General features: G+C 28.6%; 18 protein-coding genes and 1 riboswitch. All 18 genes read left to right on the top strand.

What is annotated here, in order from left to right:
* The first annotated feature begins 18 nt into the window (after positions 1-18).
* A complete protein-coding gene (locus tag RWY47_RS07680; protein ID WP_224170369.1) occupies positions 19-1,011 on the top strand; it encodes an ABC transporter permease in 993 nt (330 codons plus the stop codon).
* The gene (locus RWY47_RS07675) at positions 1,011-1,880 is read left to right on the top strand and encodes an ABC transporter permease (protein ID WP_224170368.1); all 870 of its coding nucleotides are present in this window, start codon (positions 1,011-1,013) and stop codon (positions 1,878-1,880) included. Before RWY47_RS07680 ends, RWY47_RS07675 begins: the two co-directional genes overlap by 1 nt.
* Positions 1,881-1,888: 8 nt before the next feature.
* Positions 1,889-2,821: an oligopeptide/dipeptide ABC transporter ATP-binding protein gene (locus RWY47_RS07670; protein WP_150842267.1), complete on the top strand. Its 933-nt coding sequence runs from the start codon at positions 1,889-1,891 to the stop codon at positions 2,819-2,821.
* Positions 2,811-3,425, top strand: a complete 615-nt coding sequence (locus RWY47_RS07665; protein WP_021428778.1) for an ABC transporter ATP-binding protein — start codon at positions 2,811-2,813, stop codon at positions 3,423-3,425. Before RWY47_RS07670 ends, RWY47_RS07665 begins: the two co-directional genes overlap by 11 nt.
* 138 nt (positions 3,426-3,563) lie before the next feature.
* The gene (locus tag RWY47_RS07660) at positions 3,564-4,946 is read left to right on the top strand and encodes a tryptophanase (protein ID WP_224170367.1); all 1,383 of its coding nucleotides are present in this window, start codon (positions 3,564-3,566) and stop codon (positions 4,944-4,946) included.
* Positions 4,947-5,165: 219 nt separating this feature from the next.
* The gene (locus RWY47_RS07655) at positions 5,166-6,542 is read left to right on the top strand and encodes an aldehyde dehydrogenase (RefSeq protein ID WP_224170366.1); all 1,377 of its coding nucleotides are present in this window, start codon (positions 5,166-5,168) and stop codon (positions 6,540-6,542) included.
* 102 nt (positions 6,543-6,644) lie between these two features.
* The gene (locus RWY47_RS07650) at positions 6,645-6,833 is read left to right on the top strand and encodes a hypothetical protein (protein ID WP_021428893.1); all 189 of its coding nucleotides are present in this window, start codon (positions 6,645-6,647) and stop codon (positions 6,831-6,833) included.
* A gap of 129 nt (positions 6,834-6,962) precedes the next feature.
* A complete protein-coding gene (gene argF, locus RWY47_RS07645; protein WP_224170365.1) occupies positions 6,963-7,958 on the top strand; it encodes an ornithine carbamoyltransferase in 996 nt (331 codons plus the stop codon).
* Between the two features lie 268 nt (positions 7,959-8,226).
* Positions 8,227-9,852 (top strand): Na/Pi cotransporter family protein, encoded by a 1,626-nt coding sequence (locus RWY47_RS07640; protein WP_021428883.1) that lies wholly within the window; start codon positions 8,227-8,229, stop codon positions 9,850-9,852.
* Positions 9,853-10,198: 346 nt separating this feature from the next.
* Positions 10,199-10,909, top strand: a complete 711-nt coding sequence (gene deoD, locus RWY47_RS07635) for a purine-nucleoside phosphorylase (RefSeq protein WP_021428849.1) — start codon at positions 10,199-10,201, stop codon at positions 10,907-10,909.
* Between the two features lie 118 nt (positions 10,910-11,027).
* Positions 11,028-11,205: riboswitch (cobalamin riboswitch) on the top strand.
* A 16-nt stretch (positions 11,206-11,221) separates the two neighbouring features.
* Positions 11,222-12,244: an ABC transporter substrate-binding protein gene (locus RWY47_RS07630; RefSeq protein WP_150842272.1), complete on the top strand. Its 1,023-nt coding sequence runs from the start codon at positions 11,222-11,224 to the stop codon at positions 12,242-12,244.
* A gap of 18 nt (positions 12,245-12,262) precedes the next feature.
* Positions 12,263-13,366: a FecCD family ABC transporter permease gene (locus RWY47_RS07625; protein WP_332841588.1), complete on the top strand. Its 1,104-nt coding sequence runs from the start codon at positions 12,263-12,265 to the stop codon at positions 13,364-13,366.
* Positions 13,366-14,127: an ABC transporter ATP-binding protein gene (locus RWY47_RS07620; RefSeq protein ID WP_224170364.1), complete on the top strand. Its 762-nt coding sequence runs from the start codon at positions 13,366-13,368 to the stop codon at positions 14,125-14,127. The genes RWY47_RS07625 and RWY47_RS07620 overlap by 1 nt, the downstream gene beginning before the upstream one ends.
* 492 nt (positions 14,128-14,619) lie before the next feature.
* A complete protein-coding gene (locus tag RWY47_RS07615) occupies positions 14,620-16,119 on the top strand; it encodes an aminotransferase class I/II-fold pyridoxal phosphate-dependent enzyme (RefSeq protein ID WP_224170363.1) in 1,500 nt (499 codons plus the stop codon).
* Between the two features lie 30 nt (positions 16,120-16,149).
* Positions 16,150-16,575, top strand: a complete 426-nt coding sequence (gene speD / locus RWY47_RS07610) for an adenosylmethionine decarboxylase (RefSeq protein ID WP_021430742.1) — start codon at positions 16,150-16,152, stop codon at positions 16,573-16,575.
* Positions 16,576-16,744: 169 nt separating this feature from the next.
* Positions 16,745-17,596 carry a polyamine aminopropyltransferase gene (gene speE, locus RWY47_RS07605; RefSeq protein WP_142730353.1) on the top strand — a complete coding sequence of 284 codons (852 nt, stop codon included), beginning with the start codon at positions 16,745-16,747 and terminating at the stop codon, positions 17,594-17,596.
* Positions 17,586-18,464 carry an agmatinase gene (gene speB / locus RWY47_RS07600; RefSeq protein WP_021430744.1) on the top strand — a complete coding sequence of 293 codons (879 nt, stop codon included), beginning with the start codon at positions 17,586-17,588 and terminating at the stop codon, positions 18,462-18,464. The genes speE and speB overlap by 11 nt, the downstream gene beginning before the upstream one ends.
* Before the next feature lie 22 nt (positions 18,465-18,486).
* On the top strand, positions 18,487-18,583 hold a 97-nt coding region (locus RWY47_RS07595; protein ID WP_316030286.1), incomplete at its 3' end, for an S-adenosylmethionine synthetase N-terminal domain-containing protein.

Raw genomic sequence — 18,583 nt, 5'->3', positions numbered from 1 at the left:
TTTCAAGGAGATACTCATATGAATAACCCTAATAATATAGGAATATTTTTAATAAAAAAAATTATAAGACTTGCAACTCTTTTAATTGCTGTGTGTATAGTAAGTTTTATTTTAATGGAAAAGTCACCGATAGATCCTATCAAGGCTTATGTAGGTGCAGATTTAAGTGTTACACAAGAACAAAGAGAAGAAATAGCTAATCATTGGGGGCTTAATAAACCTCCTGTTGAAAGATTTATTTCATGGTTTAGCTCAATACTGAAAGGTGATTTTGGAACATCGATGATATATAGACGACCTGTAATAGATGTTATAACCGAAAAATTTATGGCATCTTTAGCTCTTATGGTTGTGGCATGGACAATTTCTGGCATATTAGGATTTGTTATGGGGGTTATATCTGGAATAAAAGAAGGTAGCATAGTTGATAAAATTATAAGGGGGTATTGTCATATTTTAATTTCAACTCCTACCTTCTGGTTAGGTATTTTACTTATCATGATATTTTCTGTTAAGTTAAAATTATTTCCGGTTGCACTAGGTGTACCTATTGGAGTGTTGGCAAGTGAAGTTACATTAAAAAGTCTATTAAAACACTTAATACTTCCAGCATTGACTTTAAGTGTTATAGGTGTAGCAAATATATGTTTACATACGAGAGAAAAAGTTATTGAAATTTCAAATAGTGATTATGTACTTTTTGCAAAAACAAGAGGAGAAAGTAGTAAAAGTATAATATTTAATCATATTATAAGAAACGTTGCACTGCCAGCTATAACCCTTCAGTTTTTATCATTTAGTGAATTATTTGCAGGCACTATATTTGCAGAACAAGTTTTTTCATATCCAGGACTTGGACAAGCTACAGTTGATGCAGGGATTAAAGGAGACTTACCTCTTTTAATGGGTGTGGTTATAATAAGTTTAATATTTGTATTTACTGGAAATTTAATTGCAGATATTTTATATAAAGTTATCGATCCTAGAATGAAGGAGGGAAATACTAACTAATGGAACAACTTCAATATATAAAAGAAAAAACTCATTCTAAAAGTAAGATTAATATAGGAATAAGAGAAAAAACTATTTTATCTATATTAATTTTTAGTTGTTTTTTAATAGGAATAATTGTATTTGGTAGCTTTATAAGTGAAAAGCAAATATCTATAGATTTAACTCAAAAAAATATATCCCCAAATTTAAATTATTTGTTTGGTACAGACTGGATGGGAAGAGATATGTTTTATAGAACTATAAAGGGTCTTAGCTTAAGTATGAAGATAGGTGTTATGGCATCTATGATAAGTGGATTAATAGCATTAACTTTAGGGCTAATGAGTGCTACTATGGGAAATACAGTTGATTCTATAATTACATGGATTATAGATTTATTTCTTTCTGTGCCACATGCTTTAGTTATAATACTTATATCTATATCTCTAGGTGGAGGACTAAAAGGAATTATAATAGGTGTAGCTATTACACACTGGCCATCATTAACAAGGATAATAAGGGCAGAAGTAATGCAAATAAAAAACTCTGAATATGTGAATCTGTCCAAAAACTTTGGTAAATCCAACTTATATATTGCTACAAAACACATATTGCCACATATAATCCCTCAACTTTTAGTAGGAGTAGTATTAATATTTCCACATGCTATATTACATGAGGCTTCTATAACTTTTTTAGGATTTGGACTTCAACCTCATGAACCTGCTATTGGAATAATTTTATCAGAAGCTATGAAATATTTAAGCAGTGGTAGATGGTGGTTAGCTTTTTTCCCAGGGATAAGTTTGGTCTTAGTTTCGTTAATGGTTGATAATATAGGTAAACAAATAAGTAAACTTATAAATCCTAAGTTAGCACATAAATAGGAGGTTGTATGAAAGAGCCAGTACTAAGTGTTAAAAATTTAGAAGTTAGCTTTTCTCAATATACAAAAGGATTAAGAAAAAGAAATTTAAAAGTTATAACAAATTTAGATATAGATTTATATGAAGGTGAAATACTAGCTGTTGTTGGATCAAGTGGATCGGGGAAAAGTTTGTTAGCTCACGCAATACTTGGAATACTTCCTAGAAATTCTAATGTTGAAGGTAGCATAATTTACAAAAATGAAATTTTAGATAAAAAAAGAAAAGAAAAATTAAGAGGAAAAGAAATTGTGTTAATACCACAATCAATAAATTACCTAGATCCTCTTATGAAAGTTTCTGATCAAGTTAAATTATCATTAGAAAATAAAAAAGAAGCAAGTAAAATACAAAGAAATATTTTTTCTAAGTATGGATTAAATGAAAATGTTGATAAAATGTTTCCTTTTCAATTATCAGGGGGGATGGCAAGAAAAGTTTTGCTATCAACAGCATTGGTAAGTGATACGAAAGTAATAATAGCAGATGAACCTACTCCTGGATTGGATGAAAAATCATTAAATGAAGCATTAGGACATTTTAGAGATATTGCAGATAATGGATGCGCTGTTTTAATGATAACGCATGATATTGATGCAGCATTAAAGGTAGCTGATAAAATTGCTGTATTTTATGCAGGAACTACCTTGGAAGTTGCTAATGTAATAGATTTTAAAAGTGGGAATGAAAAACTTAGACATCCTTATACAAAAGCTCTTTACAATGCTTTACCTCAAAATGAATTTAAACCAATACCTGGATCACAACCACTTCCAACTGAGATTCCTAAAGGATGTTTATTTTATGAACGATGTGAAATTAGATCCAATGATTGTAAATACAAAAGACCTAATACTAAGTATCTTAGAGGTGGAATGGTGAGGTGTTTAAATGCAACTTAAAGCCAAGGATATAAGTTTTAAGTATAAAAATAGCAATACATATGTTTTGAAAAATGTAGACTTTGAAATTAACAGTGGTGAAATAGTTGGATTAGTTGCACCAAGTGGATTTGGGAAAACTACTTTGGCTAAAATTTTAGCTGGATATGAAAACTCATATACAGGAACTGTAAAAATTGAAGGTATAAATAAAAAAAATAAGTATAATCCAGTGCAATTAATTTTTCAACATCCAGAAAAAGCCGTTAATCCAAAGTGGAAAATGAATCAAATTTTAACAGAATCATTTAATCCACCTAAAGAACTTTTAGATTATATAGGAATAAAAGATGAGTGGTTAAACAGATACCCAAATGAGCTTTCAGGAGGGGAACTACAGAGATTTTGTGTTATAAGAGCTTTATCTAAAGATACTAAGTTTTTAATTGCTGATGAAATGACAACTATGTTAGATGCTATAACTCAAGCACAAATTTGGAATGTAGTTTTAGATTATATCAAACAAAATAATATAGGGCTTATAGTGATAAGTCATGAGAAATCCTTAATTCAAAGGATTTGTGATAGGGTTGTTAATTTAGAAAAATTCAAGGTAGAAATTTAGTTTTAAAATAAAAAATATATATTGATACTAGATTTCTAATTTGATATATTAAAATTAGGAACAAAAATCAAAATCATATCAAAGGCATTTTAAATACATCATAAATAAAGTTAAACTACTAAAATGGGGGTCTTTATTATGAGTAAAAAATATGTTGCAGAGCCATTTAAAATCAAAATGGTTGAACCTATCAAAATGACTACAAAGGAAGAAAGAGAAGAAAAAATCCAAGAAGCAAATTTTAACCTATTTTCATTAAAAGCAGATGACGTATACATAGACTTATTAACAGACAGTGGAACAGGGGCAATGAGTTCAAAGCAATGGGCAGCAGTAATGCTAGGAGATGAATCATATTCTGGAGCAAGTAGCTACTTCAAATTGGTGGAAGCTGCAAAAGATATATTTGGATATAAATATATACAACCAGTTCATCAAGGTAGAGCTGCAGAAAAAGTGTTAGTTCCTTTATTTGTAGAACAAGGTAAATACGCTATATCAAATATGCACTTTGACACAACTCGAGCACATGTTGAGTTAACTGGGGCTAAAGCTGTTGACTGTGTAGTTCCTGAAGCCTTAGATACAGTGACTTATGCTCCATTTAAAGGAAATATGGACATAGTTAGAATGGAAAAATTAATAAATGAGTTTGGTGTAGAAAACGTTGGAGTTATAATAATGACAGTAACTAACAATACTGCAGGTGGGCAACCTGTATCAATGGAAAATATGAGAGAAACTTATAAAGTCGCTCAAAAATATAAAATTCCTGTATTGATAGACGCTGCAAGATATGCAGAAAATGCATACTTCATAAAAACTAGAGAAGAAGGGTATGCAGATAAAACTATAAAAGAAATTGTAAAAGAAATGTTTAGCTATGGAGATATGATGACTATGAGTTCTAAAAAAGATGCTATAGTTAACATGGGAGGACTTATAGGAGTTAGAGATGACGAAGAGTTATACAACAATGTAAAAGCTCGTACAATATCATTTGAAGGATTTGTTTCTTATGGAGGTTTAGCTGGACGTGATTTAGAGGCTTTATCTGTTGGACTTTATGAAGGAATTGATTTTGATTACTTAAAATATCGTATAGGACAAATGGAGTATATTGCAAATAGACTTGATGAGGCGGGAATAGCTTATCAATCGCCAGTTGGAGGTCATGCAGTATTTATAGATGCGAAGAAGTTACTTCCACATATACCATACTACCAATTCCCTGCACAAGCACTTGCAATAGAATTATATAAAGAAGCTGGAATTAGAACTTGTGATATAGGTTCGTATATGTTAGATAATGATCCTGTAACAGGTGAGCAACGTCAATCAGAATTAGAGCTTACAAGACTTGCGATTCCAAGAAGGGTTTATACTCAAGCTCATCTAGATGTTATTGTAGATGCATTGATATCTATAAAAGAAAGAGCTGATCAAATAAAAGGTTATGAAATAACTTGGCAACCTAAAGTTTTAAGACATTTTACATCAAAACTTAAACCTATAGAGTAGGGTGAGTTAGCAAGAGATACTTAAAATAATATTGTTAGAAGATAAATATTTAAATTTTACTCCCAAAGCGTGAAGATGCTTTAAAGGTCGTTAAAAGTCAAATATTTATCCTAAACAAATTATTTTGAAGTATCTCTTTTTTATGTTGGGATGGAGTTCAAATGGGTAGAGAAATAATATATAATAAAGTTATAAATATACAATTGGAGATGAGTTATTTTGAAACCTTATATAGATATATTGGAAAATCAAAGAAGGCATTTAAATGAAGTTGGAATAATTAGTGTTGAAGATAGAATTAAAGCTTTAAAAGATTTAAAACAAACGATAAAAAAATATGAAAATGAAATTATAGATGCACTTTATAAAGATTTAGGAAAATCTGAGTTTGAAAGTTATACTACAGAGGTCGGGTTTATATATAGATCTATAAATCATGCAGTAAAAAATATAAAAAAATGGAATAAAGTAAAAAGAGTAAGAAATGATATAGCTCAAATTCCAGGAAAGTCATATGTATATAATTCTGCATATGGAAGTGTTCTTATAATAGGGCCTTATAATTATCCTTTCCAATTAACTATAGAACCACTTATAGGAGCTATAGCTGGTGGAAACACAGCTGTTATTAAACCTTCAGAATATACTACTAATGTTGAATATATATTAGTTAAAATTATTAAAGAGTGTTTTAATTCAAATTATATTGATATAGTAGTTGGGGATTATACTGTAAATAGCAATTTATTAGATTTAAATTTTGATTATATTTTTTTTACAGGAAGCGTAAATGTAGGTAAAATAGTTATGGAAAAAGCTAGTAAAAATTTAATACCTACAACTTTAGAATTAGGTGGGAAGTCACCAACTATAGTAGATAAAACTGCAAAACTAGACGTGGCAGCAAAACGTATAGTATGGGGAAAATTTGCAAATGCTGGGCAAACTTGTGTAGCACCGGATTATTTATTAGTCCACGAAGATATATATGAAGAATTTATACAAAAGTTAAAGATTACTATAACAAATTTTTATGGAGAAAAAATAAAAGATAGTAAAGACTTTGGAAGAATTGTTAATGACCGTCACATGAGTAGGTTAAAAGATATACTAGATAAAGATCATGAAAAAATAGTATTTGGTGGAGAGATTGATATGAAAACAAGATATATTTCACCTACTATTTTAAAAGATGTTAACTACAATGACGCAGTTATGCAAGATGAAATCTTTGGCCCTATAATGCCTATTATAAAATATAGTGAACTTGACGATATAAGGTTTTACTTAAACTTACATCAAACACCACTGGCTTTATATGTTTTTTCAGAAGATAAATATTTTAGTGATTATATAATTAAAAACTTTACTTTTGGAGGTGGATGCATAAATGATACAATAACACATGTTGCATCTACAAATCTTCCATTTGGGGGAGTTAAAACATCTGGAATTGGAAGATATCATGGATACAATAGTTTTAAAACTTTTACATATGAAAAAGCAATTGTAAAAAGAAGTAGTAAAATAGATATAAATTTAGTATTTCCACCATATAAAGATAAATTAAAATTAATAAAAAAAGTAATGAAATAAAATTTAAAAATGTAAAAATTTTACTGTATTTGTTAATGAAAATAAGAGAAAACTAAAAGTGATGTATATTTAAGTCAATATATTTTACTGGAGGTGCTTATTTTGAAAGAAAATTCATTTTTAAATAGTGTAAGAGGCATATTCAAAGAAATGCTATATATGGAAAGTGAAAACACTAATACAGATAGAGAAAAAGTAACCGAAATAGATAAGTATGGAAATAAAACTACTTACTATAGAGCAGGAGCAGGACCTGATCAGCCAAATACAATAAATCAAAAATTTGAATAAAGATAAAAATAAAGAAAGAATACACTTATGTTATCGGTGTATTCTTTCTTTATTTTTATCTTTGGCATAGCACATATAAACGAATAAAAGAGTAAAATAAATAGACGACAATTATTAGGGGGGATTAAATTGACTATAGATCTAAAGGGAAGATCATTTTTGACTTTATTAGATTATACAGAAGAAGAAATAAGATACCTATTAGACCTAGCGAAGCTTTATAAAATAGCTAAAAAATTAGATAGATCTCACAAAAAATTAGATACTAAAAATATTGCACTTATATTTGAAAAAAATTCAATTAAGACAAGATGTGCATTTGACGTTGCTGCTATGGACTTGGGAATAGGAGTAACATATATAGGTGACAATGAACTACAAATTTATAAAAAAGAATCTACGAAAGATTTTGCTAGAACATTTGGACAAATATATGATGGGATAGCTTATTGTGGAGGAACTCAGAATAATTTAAATCAATTGAATGAGTTTGCTAAAATTCCTGTATGGAATGCAATGACAAATGAGTATCATCCTACCCAAGCTTTAGCAGACTTATTAACTATAGAAGAAAAGTTAGGACATTTAAAAGGTGCAAATATTACATTTGTTGGAGATGCAAAAAATAATGTAGTAAACTCTTTAATGATAGCATGTGCAAAAATGGGAATTAATTTTACTATATGTGCGCCAAGTGGTCTACATCCTGATAAATCATTGGTTAATGAATGTAAAAATATAAGTAAAAAAAATAAATCTAACATAAATTTAACTGAAAATATTTACGAAGGAACTAAAGATTCAGATGTAATTTACACTTGCCCATGGAAATCTATACTAGAATCAAATGATATTTCAAAAGATGAGATAGAAAAGCTAATAAATTACAAAGTTAGTATGGAACTTATGAATAATTGCAGTCAGAATGTTATATTTATGCACTGTCTACCTGCTTTTCATAATTTAGATTCTAAATTCGGAATAGATATTTATGAAGATTTTGGAATAAAAGAAATGGAAGTCACAGATGAAGTTTTTGAATCTAATTACTCTGTTGTATTTGATCAAAGTGAAAATAGAATGCATACAATAAAAGCTATAATCGTTGCAACTTTAGGGTTTTAACGTAAACAATATTAATTGAATTAATGTATATAAAAATAAGGGTATAGTATCATATTCTTATTTTTATATATAAATATAATTAACAAAAAATTAACGAAAAAGTTTGTTTTTTAACTAAAGTTTAATCTCAATTTAATAATTAACAGCAACTTAACAAAAAAGAGAGTTTCTTAACATAGCCTTAACTTAAATTGACAAAATATTTGTTAAAATCAAATTAATGAAAAAATACAGAAAACACGTTTGATTTTTAAGGAGGAAATTATTAGTGGAAATAGCAGTAAATTTGATGGGAGGACTGGGACTATTCTTATATGGAATGAATCTTATGGCAGATGGTCTTCAGAAATCAGCAGGAGAAAAATTAAAAAGAATAATTGGACTTTTAACTAGTAATGTATTAATGGGAGTTTTAGTAGGGGCTCTAGTAACAGCAATTATACAAAGTAGTAGTGCAACTACAGTTATGGTAGTTGGATTTGTTAACGCAGGAATCATGACATTACCTCAAGCTATAGGTGTTATAATGGGGGCTAATATAGGAACGACTATAACAGCTCAACTTGTATCTCTTGATTTAGTAGGAATGGCACCTTTAGCATTAGGTATAGGTATAGTAATGTATTTATTTTCAAAGAATCAAAAAACAAAAACAATAGCTGAAATTTTAATAGGCTTTGGGATATTATTTACTGGAATGGATTTTATGAAAAATGCAGTAAAACCATTATCAGAATTCAAAGGATTTACTGATGCACTAGTTGCTTTTGGAAATAGACCTATTCTTGGAATCTTATTAGGATTTGGAATAACGGCAATAGTCCAAAGTTCGAGTGCTTCTATGGGGATGTTATTAGCACTTGCATCTCAAGGCTTAATACCGTTAACTGCAGCACTGCCTATACTATATGGAGAAAATATAGGTACATGTGTTACATCTTTAATATCTAGTATAGGAGCTAGTATAAATGCTAGAAGAGCAGCTTTAATGCACTTAGTGTTTAATATAATAGGAACCATCGTATTTATGTTAATTTTAACAAAACCTATAACTATGATAGTTCAAAACTTAAATCCAGATGATGTAAGTAGACAGATTGCAAATGCTCATACATTATTTAATATAACAAATGTTATATTATTACTTCCTTTCTCTAAATACATAGTAAAGCTTACTATGAAGCTTATGCCAGAAAGAGAAGAAGAAATAAAAAGCAAAAAGACTGTTCATTACATAGATGATAGAATGATGGAAACTCCATCTATAGCTTTATCAAATACTATAAAAGAAACTTTAAGAATGGGTGAAAAAGCTAAAGAAAGTTTAGACAATGCAATGACAGGATTTTTAAATAAATCAAAAGAAAAAGTAGATAAGTCTTTTAAAAATGAAAAGCTAATAAATATTTTACAAAAAAGCATACTAAATTATTTATTGAAATTATCTAAAACTTCATTAAATGATAATTCTAGAGAAAGTGTAGATTTATTATTTAATACTGTAAATGATATAGAAAGAGTTGGAGATCATGCAGAAAATATAGCAGAGCTTGCAACTACAGTTATAGATAATGATTTAAGTTTATCTAAAGATGGATCTGTTGAACTTAAAGAATTATACCAAAAGGTTGTAGACACGTACAGTTTAGCTCTTGAAAGTTTAGAGAAGTCAGATGTGGATTTGGCGTGTAGAGTAATAAAGATGGAAGAGCAAGTTGATATGATGGAAAAAAGCTGTAGAGCAAATCATATGAGAAGGTTAAACGCAAGTTCTTGTAGTGTGGACTCTGGAGTTATATTCTTAGATTTAATTAGTAATCTAGAAAGAGTATCAGATCATTCTGCTAATATAGCTCAACAGGTTATAAAATCGAGTAATAAGAAATTTGCATAATATAAGACTTTAAATAAAAAGCTTTATCGATATAATATAATATTATGATTGATAAAGCTTTTTATATTTAATTAAACTATAAATGTAATTAAATTTTAAAAATTATAAAAATTGGCAGAAAGTATTGTACTAGTGAATAAAAAATTGTAATATATACATATAATATAGTGTATGCTAAAAGATAAAGAGTGTAGACTAAATAAGATATCAATATATACAAGTACATATATGTTATAAGAAATAGTATTTCAATTTTAAATTGTATATATAATTATTGATATTAAATAAGATTATAATTAAGTTTAAATAATATTAATGATAGTTAAAGGAGAATGAAATTATGGCAATGGGAGCACCAACACCACACAATAGCGGTAAATTAGGAGATATAGCAGAAACAGTATTATTACCAGGGGATCCTTTAAGAGCTAAATTTATAGCAGAAACTTTCTTAGAAGACGTTGTTCAATACAACACTGTAAGAGGTATGAATGGTTATACTGGATACTATAATGGTAAAAAAATATCAGTACAAGGTACAGGTATGGGATGTCCATCGATAGGAATATATACATATGAATTAATCCATTTTTATGGAGTTAAAAATCTTATAAGAATAGGTTCTGCAGGAGCTTTACATGAAGACTTAAAAATGCATGATATAGTAATAGGTATGGGTTCTTGTACAGATTCTAATTATGCATCTCAATACAACTTACCAGGAACATTTGCACCAGTAGCAAGCTATGAGTTACTTAGCAAAGCTGTAGATGTTGCAAAAAGCCAAGGAGTTGAGCCTAAAGTTGGAAACATACTATGCAGTGATGTATTCTATGGAGATGAAGGATTAGATTCTTTAGCAAAATGGACTAAAATGGGAGTGTTAGCTGTAGAAATGGAATCAGCTGCACTTTATATGAATGCTGCAAGAGCTGGAGTTAATGCTCTTTGTATATTAACAATTTCTGATTGTCCTTTCAAAGGAGAAGCAACTACTGCTATGGAAAGACAAACTGCATTTACAAGAATGATGAATATAGCTTTAGAATTAGCTTAATATAAAAACTCGCTTTTATAGTATAAACTGTGAAAGTGAGTTTTTTTATGCTTAAAAAATAAGATGTCTAAATTTTGCAATTTATAGAAAAATGAATCGGATTATGGTAACATTATAATGATAAATATAAATACTAGGTTTTTATTAATTAATAGGGAATGATGTGAAAATCATCAACAGCCCCCGCTACTGTAATTACGGACGAGTCTTTTTTAAGCCACTGAAGAATTTCTTTGGGAAGGTAAAGATTAGGGTGATGTATAAGTCAGGAGACCTGCCTAGATAAAACAAACTTTCGGAGGGAGAGACAAGATGAAAATATCAAAAAAAATCAAATTAAGTTTGCTTAGCTTAGTTATAGGGCTAAGCTTCGTAGGGTGCAGTAAAACAGAAACTAAAACTGAAGACACGACTACAAAGAAGGTAGAAAAAACAAATGAAACAAAGGATAATTATTATCCAGTAACTATTACTACGCACAATAGTAACAAAGAAGAAATAAAGGTTACTATAAAAGAAAAACCTAAAAAGGTACTTGCAGTTTATCAAAATTCTATAGAAACTATGTTAGCACTAGGGTTAGAAGATAATATAGTTGCTGCGGCTGGATTAGACCATAAGGTTAAAGATGAATATCAAGAAGCTTTTAAAAAGGTTAAGTATTTAGATGAGTTTACACCGTCTAAAGAAAATACTATGATGTTACAACCAGATCTTATAGTAGGATGGGATTCTTTGTTTAAAGATAAAACTTTAGGAACAGTAGATTTTTGGCAAAATAAAGGCACAAATACATACATGGCATTAAATAGTGGAGCAGTAGAACATAAAACTATTAAAAATGAATGTGAAGATATATTAAATATAGGGAAAATATTTAACGTTGAAGATAAAGCTAAAAATATAGTTGATAATATAAATAAGAAAGTAAATGAAGTTGTAGAGTCTGAAAAAGGCAAAAAGCAACAGACTACTTTAATAGTTGAATTTTACGATGATAAAATTAGTGGATATGGAAAAAGCACTCTAGGAGGAGATATGGTAACTAAGCTAGGTGCAAAACTATTAAATCAAGATGGAAATCCATTAAGTAAAGAAGATTTAGTAAAATTAAATCCAGACAGTATATTTGTAGTGTATATGAATAGAGATGATGATAGTAAAAAATCTGAAGAAACTAAAAATTTAGTTATGAAAGACAAAGCATTACAAAGTTTAAATGCAGTTAAAAATAATAGAGTTTATCCAATAGAATTAGGACAAATGTATTGTAGTGGAGTAAGAACTATAGATGGAATAGAAACTTTTGCAAATGGACTTTATCCAAGTAAGTAGAAAGAGGGACATGGACATATGCAATTAATGAAAAGCTTAAGAAAATATGAAAATAATGAAGAAAAGGGCTTTGTGAAAACAAAGCCCTTATATATATTAGTTATTATGGGACTTATTGTTGCTTTAATTTTATCTATTTTATTTGCTGTAACAATAGGTTCAAGTGACATCAGCATAAAGCAAGTATATCAAATAATAGGGTATAAACTATTTAGTATAGGAAATGAAAATACTTTATCTAATGGAGCTATCCATGATGTAGTGTGGTTTATTAGGCTACCTAGAATAATTTTAGCTTTATGTGTAGGAATAGGACTGTCTGTATGTGGAGTTGTAATGCAAGCTATAGTAAAAAATCCTCTAGCAGATCCTTATATACTTGGTGTATCATCTGGAGCATCACTAGGGGCTACAATAGCTATAATGTTAGGATTTACAACTTTATTAGGACAAAACTCAATAGGAATATTTGCATTCTTTGGTGCATTTCTAGTTTCGATGTTAGTTTTAATGATTTCAAACACAGGATCAAGATCAAACTCTACAAAACTATTATTAGCGGGAATGGCTTTGAGTTCTGTGTGTAGTGCATTTTCAAGTTTTATAGTTTATATAAAGAATGATGCAGAAGGAATGAAAAATATAACATTTTGGCTTATGGGAAGTTTAGCTGGAGCTAAATGGGAGGAAATAGTATTTATACTTCCATTGATTTTAATAGGAACTATATTCTTTTTAAGTCAGTATAGAATATTAAACTTAATGTTATTGGGGGACGATGTAGCCATAACATTAGGGACTGACTTACATAGGTATAGACAAGTATATCTAATTGCAACATCTCTCCTAGTAGGGTTGGTGGTTTATTCATCTGGTATGATTGGATTTGTAGGACTTATAATACCTCACATTGTTAGAGGTTTATTTGGGACTGACCATAAAAAAATAATTCCAATATCTGCACTTTTGGGAGCCATATTTTTAATATGGTCAGATGTATTATCTCGAATAATAATAAAAAATGCAGAACTTCCGATTGGAATACTTATATCTATGATAGGAGCTCCTTGCTTTGTTTATCTAATGATAAGAAGAAGTTATGGGTTTGGAGGTACTAATTAATGAGAATAGAAACTAAAAAATTAGAGCTTTCTATAAATGAAACTAAAATATTAAAAGGCATAGATATTGATGTAAAAAATAAAGAATTTGTAGGAATTATAGGGCCTAATGGAAGCGGAAAATCCACTCTTTTAAAGTGTATATATAGAAACCTAACCCCAAGCAACGGTGTAATATACCTAGATGATATTAATATTAAAAGTATATCAACTAAAGACAGTGCTAAAAAAATTGGAGTTGTAGCTCAACATAATCATAATAACTTTGATTTCTCGGTATTAGATATGGTACTTATGGGAAGAAGTCCTTATAAAAAAGTTATGGACAGAGATACTAAAGAAGATTATGAAATTGTATATAATGCCATAGATAAAGTAAATATAAGGCATTTAATTAATAGAAACTTTAATACTTTATCTGGAGGAGAGCAACAAAGGGTTATACTAGCAAGGGCTTTAGCTCAGGATACAAAGTGTTTAATACTTGATGAACCAACCAACCATTTAGATATTAAATATCAGCTACAATTAATGGGTATCGTTAAAGAGTTAGGTATAGAAGTTATAGCAGCTATTCATGATTTAAATATTGCAGCTATGTATTGTGATAAAATATATGTATTAAAAGATGGAGACATTAGGGCTTATGGAACTCCAAAACAAGTTTTAACTACAGAACTTATAAAGGAAGTTTATGGAGTTAATGCTAAAATTTTTAAAGATGAAACTGATGATAATATAAATATAATTTTTAAAAAATAATTAAATTAAAAAATAAATATAAAAAGCTAAAAAATAATTTGAAAATATTTTTTAGCTTTTTTTTATGGAATAAATTAATTATTTGTAAATAAAAATCAATTTGGTTAAAAAAAGTGAAAATTTATTATTTTAAAAAAGTTTAGCAGTAATATACATTAATGATTAGTAATATTAAATCAAAGCATTGGTAAAACGATAAAATTAAGTTAGTTATACTAAACATAATAAAAATTAATATAAACAAAAGTTTACCTTAACTAAACATAATAAAAATTAATATAAACATAAAAATGAAAAAATATGTATATACATTGAAATAACTAGAAATAGAAAAATTAATGTTAGAAATAAAAAAATAAAAAAAGTGCTTGCAAAATAGCTAAAACTTTATATAATAAATATTGTGAGTTTAATAAAACTAAATTTTATGAATAGAAATAATAACCTTTAAAAAGTTAAATCAATCTTTAAAATAAAGAGGGGAGGAACGATTTGGAAGCTATAGGTAAAAACTTAGAGTTAGAATATGAGAAAAGTTATAAGTTAAATCATAGTCAAATACCACTACTAAGCTCACTAAAAGAATATTCAAAAAAAGATATAGCATGTTTTGATGTACCTGGTCATGTAAGACATCAAGGAGTAGATATATTAAATAATTATTATGGAGAAGAATTGATGAAAATGGATATAAACTCATCTCCATTAATGGATAATGTATCTAATCCTAGGGGAGTCATAAAAAATGCTCAAAAGCTTTTAGCGGATGCTTATGGTTCAGATGATGCTTTTTTTATAACTAATGGAACTACAGGAGCTATACATGCAATGATATTAAGCATCATAGAGGATAATGATAAATTGCTTCTTCCTAGAAATATACATAAATCAGTTATCAATGCACTAATATTAAGTGGAGGAGAACCTGTATTTATTCAACCGGAGTTTGATAAAGAACTAGGAATAAGTCTTAATATAAGAGCTAAAGATGTAAAGTATGCACTTGAAACAAATAAGGGGATAAAAGCTTTATTTTTACTTAATCCAACTTATTATGGAGCATGTAGTGATTTAAGAGAAATTATAGACATATGTCATGAACATAATGTATTAGTTTTAGTAGATGAGGCACATGGAGCTCACTTCCCGTTTCATGATGACTTACCACCATCAAGTATGAAGCTAGGAGCAGATATGGCAGCGGTTAGCATACATAAAACAGGAGGGGCATTAACGCAAGCTTCAGCATTACTTTTAAATAACAAAAGTATAGAGTCTAGTAAGGTTCTTCAATGTATAAACATGCTTCAATCAACATCAGCATCATATTTGTTAATGAGTAGCATTGATGGGGCTAGATCAAATTTAGTGTCAAATGGGCAGGAACAATTATCGAAAGCTTTAAATCTTTCAAGATATGCTAAAGCTAGGCTTAATAAAGTAAAAGGTATAAAAGTTGTATCTACGGAATGTTTAAATGACGAAGGAGTAAAGTTTATAGATGAGACAAAACTTTGCATAAATGTTAAAAGATTAAATTTAACAGGACTTGAAGTTTATGATTTATTATATAAAGAGTTTGCAGTTCAAGCTGAATTAGGAGATTTATATAATATATTAGCTTTAATATCTATAGGTACAGAAAAAGAAGATGTAGACAAATTAATAAATGCATTAGAAGTTATATCTAAAATATATAAGAAGCCTGATAAGATAAATGATATAGATATAAAGCAGATAAACCCAATATTGAAACTAAAACCAAGAGATGCTTTTTATAAAGATAAAGAAATGGTTTTACTTGATGAATGTATTGGAAGAATTTCTGGAGAATCTATAATGGCTTATCCACCAGGTATTCCGATAGTAACTCCTGGAGAAATAATTACAAAAGAAATTATAGATTATATAAAGTTGTTAAAAGACAATAATGCATATTTAAGTGATATGAAAGACAAAGACTTAAATTATATATTAGTTATAAAAAAATAAATTGAAAACTTAATAAGGAGAGTGACGACTATGAAGTTCGAAACTTTAGGAAGACATATATTGGTTGAGTACTATAATTGTGATGAGGATATACTTAGAGATCCAAAGCTTATTGAAAAATATATGAATGACTCAGCTTTAAATGCAAAAGCAACTATAGTAGATTCAGTATTTCACCACTTTAATCCATGGGGAGTATCGGGAGCTGTAATAATAGCAGAATCTCATTTAACTATACACACATGGCCAGAATATGGATATGCAGCTGCAGATTTCTTTACTTGTGGAGATATAGACCCTTGGAAAAGCTTTGAAATGTTAGAAGAATTACTTAAAGCTGAAAGAAGTGAATCAACAGAAATACCTAGAGGATTAACATCAAAGATACAAAAATTTGCAAAAAAAGATTTAGGCAATATTACTCATAAGCCACAAGACGAGCAAGAAGCTATATAAATAATAATAACCTAAATAAATATAAATAAAAAATAAAAAATTAAATTCAAATTCAATTATAACATATAAATAAAAAGCGGTCAAAAAACTGACGGTTAAAAATATATATAAATAAAAATAAAAACATATAAAAATAAAAAATTAAATTCAAAATTCGGAGGTCTAATTTATGGAACTTTGGTATACAGAAGAGTGGACAGACAATGTTCGTTTCTCAATAAAAGTAGATAAACACTTATTTAGCGATCAATCAGATTTTCAAAGGGTTGATGTATTTGAAAGTAAGGAATTTGGAAAGTTTTTAACTTTAGATGGACTTATGATGGTAAGTTACAAAGACGAATTTATATACCATGACATGATAGTTCACGTTCCTATGGCAACTAATATGAATATAAAAAATGTATTAGTCATAGGTGGAGGAGATGGAGGTACTGTAAGAGAGTTAACTAGATATCCTCAAATAGAAAAAATTGATATGGTTGAAATAGATAAAATGGTAGTTGATGTATCAAGAGAGTATATAGATATATGTGCTTGTAAATTAGATGATCCTAGAGTTAACTTGTATTTTGAAGACGGAGTTGCTTTTGTTAAAAATTCAAAAGATAAATCATATGATTTAATAATCGTGGATTCAACAGATCCAATAGGACCTGGAGAAGGGTTATTCTCAGTTGACTTTTACAATGATTGTTACAGAGTATTAAGTGATGAAGGTATACTTGTAAATCAAAATGAAAGCCCATACTTTGACTTTAATGCTAAAGAAATGAAAAGAGCTAATGAAAAAATAACTAATTTATTCCCTATAGCTAAGGTTTACCAAGCTCATATACCTACTTATCCATCAGGACATTGGTTATTTGGTTTTGCATCTAAAAAATATGATCCAATAAAAGATCAAAACAAAGAAGCTTGGGAAAGTTTAAACTTAAAGACTAAATATTACAATAGCAATATACATACTGGGGCATTTATGTTACCTCAATATGTTGTGGATATGTTAAATGAAAAATAAATTTTATAATACACCTACATTTATGAGTATGGATGATTCTTACGAAGAAAGTAAGTTAGTTGTATTTGGAGCAGGATTTGATGGAACCACTTCAAATAGACCGGGAACTAGATTTGCATCATCTTCAATGAGACCTGAGTTTTATGGATTAGAAACTTATAGCCCAATACTTGACTTAGATATGGATGATTATAAGATTTGTGATATTGGAGATTTAGAACTTAGCATAGGAAATACAGATACAGTTTTAAATGAAATATATGAAGGTACAAAAAGTATTATAAAAGATAATAAAGTACCTTTTATGATAGGTGGAGAACATCTAGTAACATTACCTGCATTTAAAGCAGTACATGAAAAATACAATGATTTGTATGTGCTTCACTTTGATGCGCATACAGATTTGAGAGAAGAGTATAATAATAATGAAAATTCACATGCGACAGTTATAAAACGTATATGGGATATTGTTGGAGATAATAAAATATTTCAATTTGGAATAAGATCTGGAACTAAAGAAGAGTTTGAATTTGCATTAAAGTATAAGCATACATATATGGAAACTCACACTATAAATACTTTTAAAGAAATAGTAGATAAACTAGAAAATAAAAATATATATTTAACTATTGATTTAGATGTTTTAGATCCATCTATTTTTCCGGGAACTGGGACTCCAGAACCAGGAGGAGTAACTTATAAAGAGTTTGAGGGGATTTTTAAAATACTAAAAAATTCAAATATAAATTTAGTTGGATTAGATATTGTAGAGCTTAGTCCAGATTATGATAATACAAATGTTTCTACAGTTACGGCATGTAAAATATTAAGAGAATTAGCACTTATAGTAAGCGATAAGATAAAATAAGTAAACCTAGGAGGATAATTAAATGGCAAGACATTTATTTACATCAGAATCAGTTACAGAAGGACATCCAGATAAAATATGTGATCAAATATCAGATGCAATACTAGATGCACTTTTAG

Origin of the sequence: Paraclostridium sp. MRS3W1, from assembly GCF_032465715.1 — a bacterium.
Lineage (GTDB): Bacteria > Bacillota > Clostridia > Peptostreptococcales > Peptostreptococcaceae > Paraclostridium > Paraclostridium dentum.
The sequence above is the reverse complement of the archived record's forward strand: the minus strand, read 5'-3'. Positions and strand labels throughout refer to the sequence as shown.